Consider the following 7,051-nt stretch of genomic DNA (forward strand, 5'->3'; position numbering starts at 1 on the left):
AGGAAATCTTCCCCACCTCCAAATAGATCTATCAGAAGCACACCTTTTCCGCAAAGGACTTTGCCCATGCATCCGCTTCCAGCAAATCTTCCAAAGTATATTCATATTTGACAGTATATGCATCCATAGTCTGTTCTATCAATGCAGAAATCTGAAGGAAAGAAATCTCTCCCTTCAAAAAGCGGGCAACTGCCACTTCATTGGCACCATTCAGCACCGCAGGCATAGTTCCCCCTATTTTCAAAGCACGATAGGCCAAAGATAGACATTGAAAAGTATCCATATCTGGTTTTTCAAATGTTAAATTGCTGCGCTGTGCAAAATCAACACGGGGAAAGGGATTTTTTACCCGCTTCGGATATGTCAGCGCGTACTGGATGGGCAAACGCATATCAGGCTCGCCCAATTGGGCAATGATAGCGCCATCCTCATATTCCACAGCAGAATGAACAATGCTTTGGGGATGGATCAGGACTTCGATCTGATCTACATCTACATCAAACAGCCATTTTGCCTCCATCACTTCCAAGCCTTTATTCATCAGCGTTGCAGAATCTATAGTAATTTTTTTCCCCATGCTCCAGTTGGGGTGAGCCAATGCATCAGCAGCTGTCACATGTTCCAGTTCTTTTCTTTTTTTCCCGCGGAAGGGCCCGCCGGAAGCAGTCAGCAGGATACGCTGGATCGGATTTCCCTCATTTCCCTGCAAAGACTGGAAAATTGCGGAATGTTCGCTGTCCACAGGGTAGATATTGACATTCTGCTGCTTTGCCAAATCCATTACCAGCTGCCCTGCGGAAACCAGCGTTTCTTTATTGGCCAAAGCAATATTTTTTCCAGCCTGAATGGCCGCAAAGGTTGGCTTCAGCCCAACATTGCCCACAACGGATGTCACGACTGTATCTACCCCTTCATAGGTGGCTGCTTCTACCAGCCCATCCATGCCGCTGACAATACGAATATGCAGATCCGACAGTCTGTCCTTCAGTCGTTCAGCGTTTTTTTCATCCATCACAGCCACCAGCGCAGGCTGAAATTTTCTTGCCTGCTGTTCCAGCAATGCAATATTACTGTTGCCGGTGATTGCCATAACTTTGATATTTCCTAAATTTTCAACTACTTCCAGCGCCTGGGTGCCAATGGAACCGGTAGACCCTAAAATAGAAATTTTTCTCATTCTTCTTACACCTTCATTTATTGTTTATACCCGAATCAGGAATAACATAATATAGTATAACACTGGTGCTGTCAGGATGACACTGTCAAATCGATCCAATACACCACCGTGACCGGGCATCAGATTGCCATAGTCCTTGATGCCTGTCTGGCGTTTGATGGAAGATGCCGCCAGATCGCCAATCTGTGCCAGAAAAGAGCCAAAAAAACCAGTCAAAGCGCAAAGAAGCAGAATATTGACTCCTTCCAGAGGATAAAATCTGTTGATCCAAAGCCCATAAAGGACAGATAATACCGTGGCTGTGATTACACCACCGACAGAGCCTTCAATGGTCTTTTTCGGGCTCAGGGCAGGGCAAAGTTTATGCTTGCCCAAGAAATAACCTGTAAAATAAGCCCCCGTATCACAGCCGAAAGCCGTAATGAATACCAGCCAAACCAGCAGATTGCCATGGGTATATTCCCGGATCAGATATACATGAGACAACAGGAAGCAGGCATAAAAAAAGCCAAAAAACGCTGTCATAACCTCCATATTATTGGTATGCTGATAGCGCAGTACGCTATAAATCAGTAATGCAATTAGAAATGCAGAAACAAATACACTGAACAGATTCCCGCCATAAAGAAGTTTATCTATGAATATCACATAGAATAACCCGAAAAGATACCCGATCACATTAGAACCTTTGGTTTCCTTGGAAAATGCTCTGTAAAATTCCCGCATCCCAATCAACCCCAGAATACCGATGCCGGCATGCAGCCAATAACCACCGCTGACGACAATAAAAATCAGCAAAGGCAAAGCCACAAGTGCAGAAATGATTCTCGTTTTCATACAGCGTCACCTCATTTCAATCTGCCGCCAAAACGACGTTCTCTGTTCTGATAGTAATAAATAGCTTTTTCCAGTTCCTTCTGATCAAAATCGGGCCAAAGCACTTCAGAGAAATAGAATTCCGAATAGGCAATCTGCCACAGCAGGAAATTACTGATCCGTTCTTCCCCACTGGTACGAATCATCAGTTCAGGATCCGGCGTGCCTGCAGTATCCAGTGCATTTGTAATGATATCCTCTGTCACATCCGCAGGGTGCAGCCTGCCTGCTGCCACATCTTCCGCAATTTTTCCTACTGCTCGGCGCAATTCATCCCTGCCGCCGTAGTTCAAAGCAATATGGACAAACAGACCTGTTTTCTCTTTGGAAATTTCTTCAATTTCCAGAATACTTTCCTGAATATCCTTGTCCAAACGCGTAATATCACCGATGACATCCATACGAACATTATCCTTCAGGAATTTCTTGAAGTAGTTTTTCAGATACATTCGCAGCAAATCCATAATAGCGCCAACTTCTTCTTCGGAACGTTTCCAGTTTTCCGTGGAAAAAGCATATACCGTCAAATGTTCCAGCCCCATCGCCTTCGCTGCATAGATGATTTTTTCCAATGCTTCCGCACCAGCTTTATGGCCTGCCTTTCTGGGCAGGGAACGTTTCGTGGCCCATCTGCCGTTGCCATCCATGATGATAGCAATATGCTTTGGCATTTTATCGGGATTCAACTCATAAGAGCTGGTTTCTTTTTCAAAAAACATACTGACCTCCCTGTAACAAAGCCCCTCTCCAAAGAAGAGGGGCTTGGATATTCCGATGATTATACTGTAAGGATATCCTTACTTTTTGCTTCAGCTTTTGCGTCGATTTCAGCAACATATTTATCTGTCAATTTCTGTGTTTCCTCTTCCAGATCTTTCAGCTGATCTTCTGTGATTTCTTTTGCTTTTTCAGCCTTTTTAAAAGAATCCATAGCGTCTCTTCTGATGTTTCTGATTGCAACTTTAGAAGCCTCTGCTTTTTTCTTAACATCTTTTGTCAGATCTTTACGTCTTTCTTCTGTCAGTTCGGGGAAAACAAGACGAATCACTTTACCATCATTGTTAGGATTGATCCCCAGTTCAGACATATTGATAGCTTTTTCAATGGGTTTCAGCAGAGAACTATCCCAAGGCTGAATCTGCAGCAAGCGAGGTTCGGGAACGGAAATATTCCCCACCTGATTCAGTGGCGTAGGTGTGCCATAATAATCCACCGTAATCTTATCCAGAACATGGGGATTTGCCCGGCCAGCGCGGATGGTGCTGTAATCACTGTCCAATGCTGCCAGTGTCTTTTTCATTTTTTCTTCATAAGGTTTTGTCAGTTCAGATGCCATAACTATATTCCTCCTGTGATAACAAAATCTTTAAACGGTTACAATTGTACCGATCTTTTCGCCGCCCACGGCACGAATGATACTGTTTTCTTCATTCAGTCCGAAGATAATAACAGGAATCTTGCGTTCAAAGCAAAGATTTGCGGCTGCCATATCGATGACTTTCAGGTTATTTTTCACGATGTCTTCCGCCTTGATGATATCGATCTTCTTTGCATTGGGGTTGACAGCAGGGTCATCATCATACACACCATCGATGCTTTTTGCAAAGAACAGACCATCTACATCCAGTTCAGCGCCTCTCAAAGCTGTGATTGTATCTGTAGAAAAGAATGGATGCCCCATACCAGCTGCGAAGATCACAACCTCGCCTTTTTCCAAGTGTGCAATGGCACTTTCCTTGGAAAACTGCTCTGTCATCGTGCCGATGATGATCGGTGTCTGCACAAATGCTTTGATGCCATTCTGACGGAATGCATCCGCCACATAAATTGCGTTCATGACAGTTGCCAACATACCAATCTGGTCTGCTTTGGTACGATCCATATTGGAATCTGCGCTTCTGCCTCTCCAAAAATTACCGCCACCGATAACCAAGGAAACCTGTGTTCCCTTTGCCATGACTGCTTTGATCTGATCGATCAGCCCCCAGATCACTGTGTCATCAAAAGTTACACCCTTCTTTTCACCGGCCAAAGCCTCACCGCTCAGTTTCAGCACGATTCTCTTATACATTTTTCACAGCCTCCTTACCTTTCTAATGTAACACAAATTACAAAAAATTTCTACCCTATTTTCTATTCATCCTGCATATATGCAAAAAGTCCTGAAAAAAGGAAACGCTTATGCAAATGTCAGTTTTCACTGCATCATTGAAAAGCGTTTCCTTTTCATTTTTAAAGTGGCAAATTCGGTGTTATTTTTCCTCGTTTTATATATCAATAAAGAGGAGAAAAGACCAAATATATTGATATTATACTCAATCATTCTGCCTTTTTCAACCTATTTCTATCCACTTCAGCAAATATCTTTTTAGAGTACATTTTTATCAATTTGCTCTGTTTTAAATTTAGAGTACATGATTTTTTGTTCGCTGTATAATCCATAATATCCAGAAAGCATATAACTGACATCACAGGCTAAGATATCGTATCCGATCCCTTCCATACCAAACAATTCAATACATAAAATCACAGAAGATCACAACCATGCTCTTCCAGCAAACTGTTAAAAAGGCAATAAAAAAAGTCGCAGAAAACCATGCGGCTTGACAAGCGAAATATATTAAATTGCATTGCATTAAAAAGTCACAAACAATTATAATCGCATTCTTTTGGAAACATTGAAAAAACACAACAGATTCAATCTCTCCTTTCTTGTGATCGCATTTTTAAAATTGTGAAAATTGAGTTTGATTACCTTCTTGGTTACCTTTTGATTACCAAAAGTAAAAAACCCTTGATTTCTCAAGGGTTCTCCAGTGCGGCTGGTGGGACTCGAACCCACACGCTGTCACCAGCGTCAGATTTTGAGTCTGATGCGTCTGCCAGTTCCGCCACAGCCGCAAAATCAACTGCTTGACTATATTATCATAAATCAAATAAAAATGCAAGCAGTTTTTTTATTTTATAAATATGTTTTGAAAAAATTTTCAATTGACGAAAACGCTGCACCTTTACAAAAAACAGCCCTTGCACAATCGAACCCATTTCTCACTTCATTACATTTTTTCAGGTTCAGGATATTCTACACCGAACGTATCTACTGTTACTTTCGCCATCACCTGGTCTTCCAGAGGACGATCCTGACGGTTTGTCTTTGTTTCAGCAATTTTATTTACAACATCCATACCTTCAATCACCTTGCCAAAAGCTGCATACTGACCATCCAGATGAGGGCTTGTTTCATGCATGATGAAGAACTGAGAACCTGCACTATGCGGGTGCATTGCACGAGCCATAGAAAGAACGCCGGGTGTGTGTTTCAGATCGTTTTTGAAGCCGGCCATGCTGAATTCCCCTGCAATGTGATAACCGGGGCCACCCATGCCTGTGCCTTCAGGACAGCCGCCCTGAATCATAAAACCACGGATAACTCTGTGAAAAATTTTGCCGTCATAGAAACCTTTTTTTACCAGAGAAATGAAGTTGTTTACTGTGTTTGGTGCAATCTCAGGATACAGCTCTGCCTTGATGACGCTGCCATCCTGCATTTCAAATGTTACGATAGGATTCATTTGAATCTTCCTTTCTTTTTCATATTTTACGGAGAATTCTCCAGATATTTTTTCTAGTTTATCACAAATAAAGCGGTTTGTACAACCTTTATTCCTTTTCTGCAGCTAAAGTCACTTCGATAAGCTCAGGACGATTGAAAATACGGAAAGGGAACGTGCTGTTTCCTAAGCCGCGGCTCACAACCATTACTGTACCGTCCTTCTCATGCATTCCCTCTGTATATTGTGGAAAGAACCCCTGATGGGGTGCAAAAATGCCCTGTTTCAGGAATGGGATCCGAATCTGTCCGCCATGGGCATGGCCTGTAAAAACCAGATCAACTCCCTCCGCTGCATAAGTTTCAAACAATTCCGGTCTATGGGAAAGCAGGATATTGAAACAATCCTCCTGCCCTGCCATCAGCGTATGCAGAATCTTATCATAATACAGGTTTACTTTTTTATCCGCCAGACCCAATACTGTAATGGTATCCCCATTTCGCTGGATGATTGATTTACCATTATCCAAAATTGTCACGCCTGCCGCCACCATTTCATCGGCCAGTCTTTCCCATTCGCCGGATTGATGCTCATGATTGCCAGAAACAAAATATACCGGCGCGATATCCACAATCTCCTTAATAAAATCCATTGCGACATCTACATCTGTTCTGTTTCGATCCAGCAAGTCTCCCGTTAATACGATAATATCCGGAGAGGACTGCTCAATCTTTCTCAAAAGTGGTTCTTGATTTTTTCCGAATATCTTATTCTGTAAATCTGCCACCTGTAAAATCTTATATCCATTAAAGCTTGCAGGAATATCCCCCCGATATGTCATTTTTGTCAGCATCAGTCCATTGTTCTGCCAATAAAGGAAGGCTCCCAAAAGAAGGCCTCCGCAGATGCAGCCGATGGTTTTTTTATATTTCATGGTATCACCTGCCATTTCGCTTTTTTTCTTTTTCCAGATATGCAAGAAACCCTTCCAACCCCTCCATAATATCATCATATGTAGTATCGAAGTCCCCTGTATACCAAGGATCTGCAATATCCCTGGGATGAGCGGAAAAATCCAACAGACGGTGAACTTTATGTTCAGGATCCTCTTTGATTTGGCGCATTAAGTTGGGAATATTATATCGTTCTGCCACAAGAAAATAATCATACGTATCATAATCTGCTTTTGTCACCTGTCTGGCGTGGTGCATCTCGCAGGAGATGCCTACGGAAGCTAATTTCCTCTTGGCGGGTGGATAAACACCATTGCCGATTTCCTCTCGGCTGGTAGCCGCAGAAGCAATATAAAATTCCTGAGAAATCCCACGTTTTTGTACCATATCACGGAAAAGGTATTCCGCCATGGGAGAACGGCAAATATTGCCGTGACAAATAAATAGTACTTTAATCATATATCTAAAACTCCTTGAAAATACTGATTTTTCTT

8 protein-coding genes and 1 tRNA gene are annotated in these 7,051 nt (G+C 42.4%); all 9 read right to left on the minus strand.

The window, feature by feature from the left end; genetic code table 11:
* Positions 1–31 precede the first annotated feature (31 nt).
* Positions 32–1,177 carry a 1-deoxy-D-xylulose-5-phosphate reductoisomerase gene (locus tag ACI39P_RS00900; protein WP_439718838.1) on the minus strand — a complete coding sequence of 382 codons (1,146 nt, stop codon included), beginning with the start codon at positions 1,175–1,177 and terminating at the stop codon, positions 32–34.
* Between the two features lie 24 nt (positions 1,178–1,201).
* The gene (locus tag ACI39P_RS00905) at positions 1,202–2,014 is read right to left on the minus strand and encodes a phosphatidate cytidylyltransferase (protein ID WP_439718839.1); all 813 of its coding nucleotides are present in this window, start codon (positions 2,012–2,014) and stop codon (positions 1,202–1,204) included.
* Between the two features lie 11 nt (positions 2,015–2,025).
* A complete protein-coding gene (locus tag ACI39P_RS00910; RefSeq protein WP_439718840.1) occupies positions 2,026–2,772 on the minus strand; it encodes an isoprenyl transferase in 747 nt (248 codons plus the stop codon).
* A 59-nt stretch (positions 2,773–2,831) separates the two neighbouring features.
* A complete protein-coding gene (gene frr, locus ACI39P_RS00915; protein ID WP_439718841.1) occupies positions 2,832–3,389 on the minus strand; it encodes a ribosome recycling factor in 558 nt (185 codons plus the stop codon).
* A gap of 30 nt (positions 3,390–3,419) precedes the next feature.
* Positions 3,420–4,124 (minus strand): UMP kinase, encoded by a 705-nt coding sequence (gene pyrH / locus ACI39P_RS00920; RefSeq protein ID WP_439718842.1) that lies wholly within the window; start codon positions 4,122–4,124, stop codon positions 3,420–3,422.
* A gap of 746 nt (positions 4,125–4,870) precedes the next feature.
* A tRNA-Leu gene (locus ACI39P_RS00925) sits at positions 4,871–4,954 on the minus strand.
* A gap of 155 nt (positions 4,955–5,109) precedes the next feature.
* On the minus strand, positions 5,110–5,625 hold the full coding sequence (locus ACI39P_RS00930; protein ID WP_439718843.1) for a peptidylprolyl isomerase: 516 nt from the start codon (positions 5,623–5,625) through the stop codon (positions 5,110–5,112).
* 88 nt (positions 5,626–5,713) lie between these two features.
* Positions 5,714–6,538 (minus strand): metallophosphoesterase, encoded by an 825-nt coding sequence (locus ACI39P_RS00935; RefSeq protein ID WP_439718844.1) that lies wholly within the window; start codon positions 6,536–6,538, stop codon positions 5,714–5,716.
* A 4-nt stretch (positions 6,539–6,542) separates the two neighbouring features.
* Entirely contained in the window at positions 6,543–7,016 is a 474-nt protein-coding gene (locus tag ACI39P_RS00940; protein ID WP_439718845.1) for an arsenate reductase/protein-tyrosine-phosphatase family protein, read from the minus strand.
* Between the last annotated feature and the right edge of the window lie 35 nt (positions 7,017–7,051).

Origin of the sequence: Anaerotignum sp. (assembly GCF_051877975.1) — a bacterium.
In the GTDB taxonomy this organism is placed as follows: Bacteria; Bacillota; Clostridia; order Lachnospirales; family Anaerotignaceae; genus Anaerotignum_A.

Excerpts from the sequence above, each read along its gene's own strand:
- ACI39P_RS00900 (WP_439718838.1), bottom strand. The coding sequence starts at position 1,177 with ATGAGAAAAATTTCTATTTTAGGGTCTACCGGTTCCATTGGCACCCAG.
- ACI39P_RS00905 (WP_439718839.1), bottom strand. The coding sequence starts at position 2,014 with ATGAAAACGAGAATCATTTCTGCACTTGTGGCTTTGCCTTTGCTGATT.
- ACI39P_RS00910 (WP_439718840.1), bottom strand. The coding sequence starts at position 2,772 with ATGTTTTTTGAAAAAGAAACCAGCTCTTATGAGTTGAATCCCGATAAA.
- frr (WP_439718841.1), bottom strand. The coding sequence starts at position 3,389 with ATGGCATCTGAACTGACAAAACCTTATGAAGAAAAAATGAAAAAGACA.
- pyrH (WP_439718842.1), bottom strand. The coding sequence starts at position 4,124 with ATGTATAAGAGAATCGTGCTGAAACTGAGCGGTGAGGCTTTGGCCGGT.
- ACI39P_RS00930 (WP_439718843.1), bottom strand. The coding sequence starts at position 5,625 with ATGAATCCTATCGTAACATTTGAAATGCAGGATGGCAGCGTCATCAAG.
- ACI39P_RS00935 (WP_439718844.1), bottom strand. The coding sequence starts at position 6,538 with ATGAAATATAAAAAAACCATCGGCTGCATCTGCGGAGGCCTTCTTTTG.
- ACI39P_RS00940 (WP_439718845.1), bottom strand. The coding sequence starts at position 7,016 with ATGATTAAAGTACTATTTATTTGTCACGGCAATATTTGCCGTTCTCCC.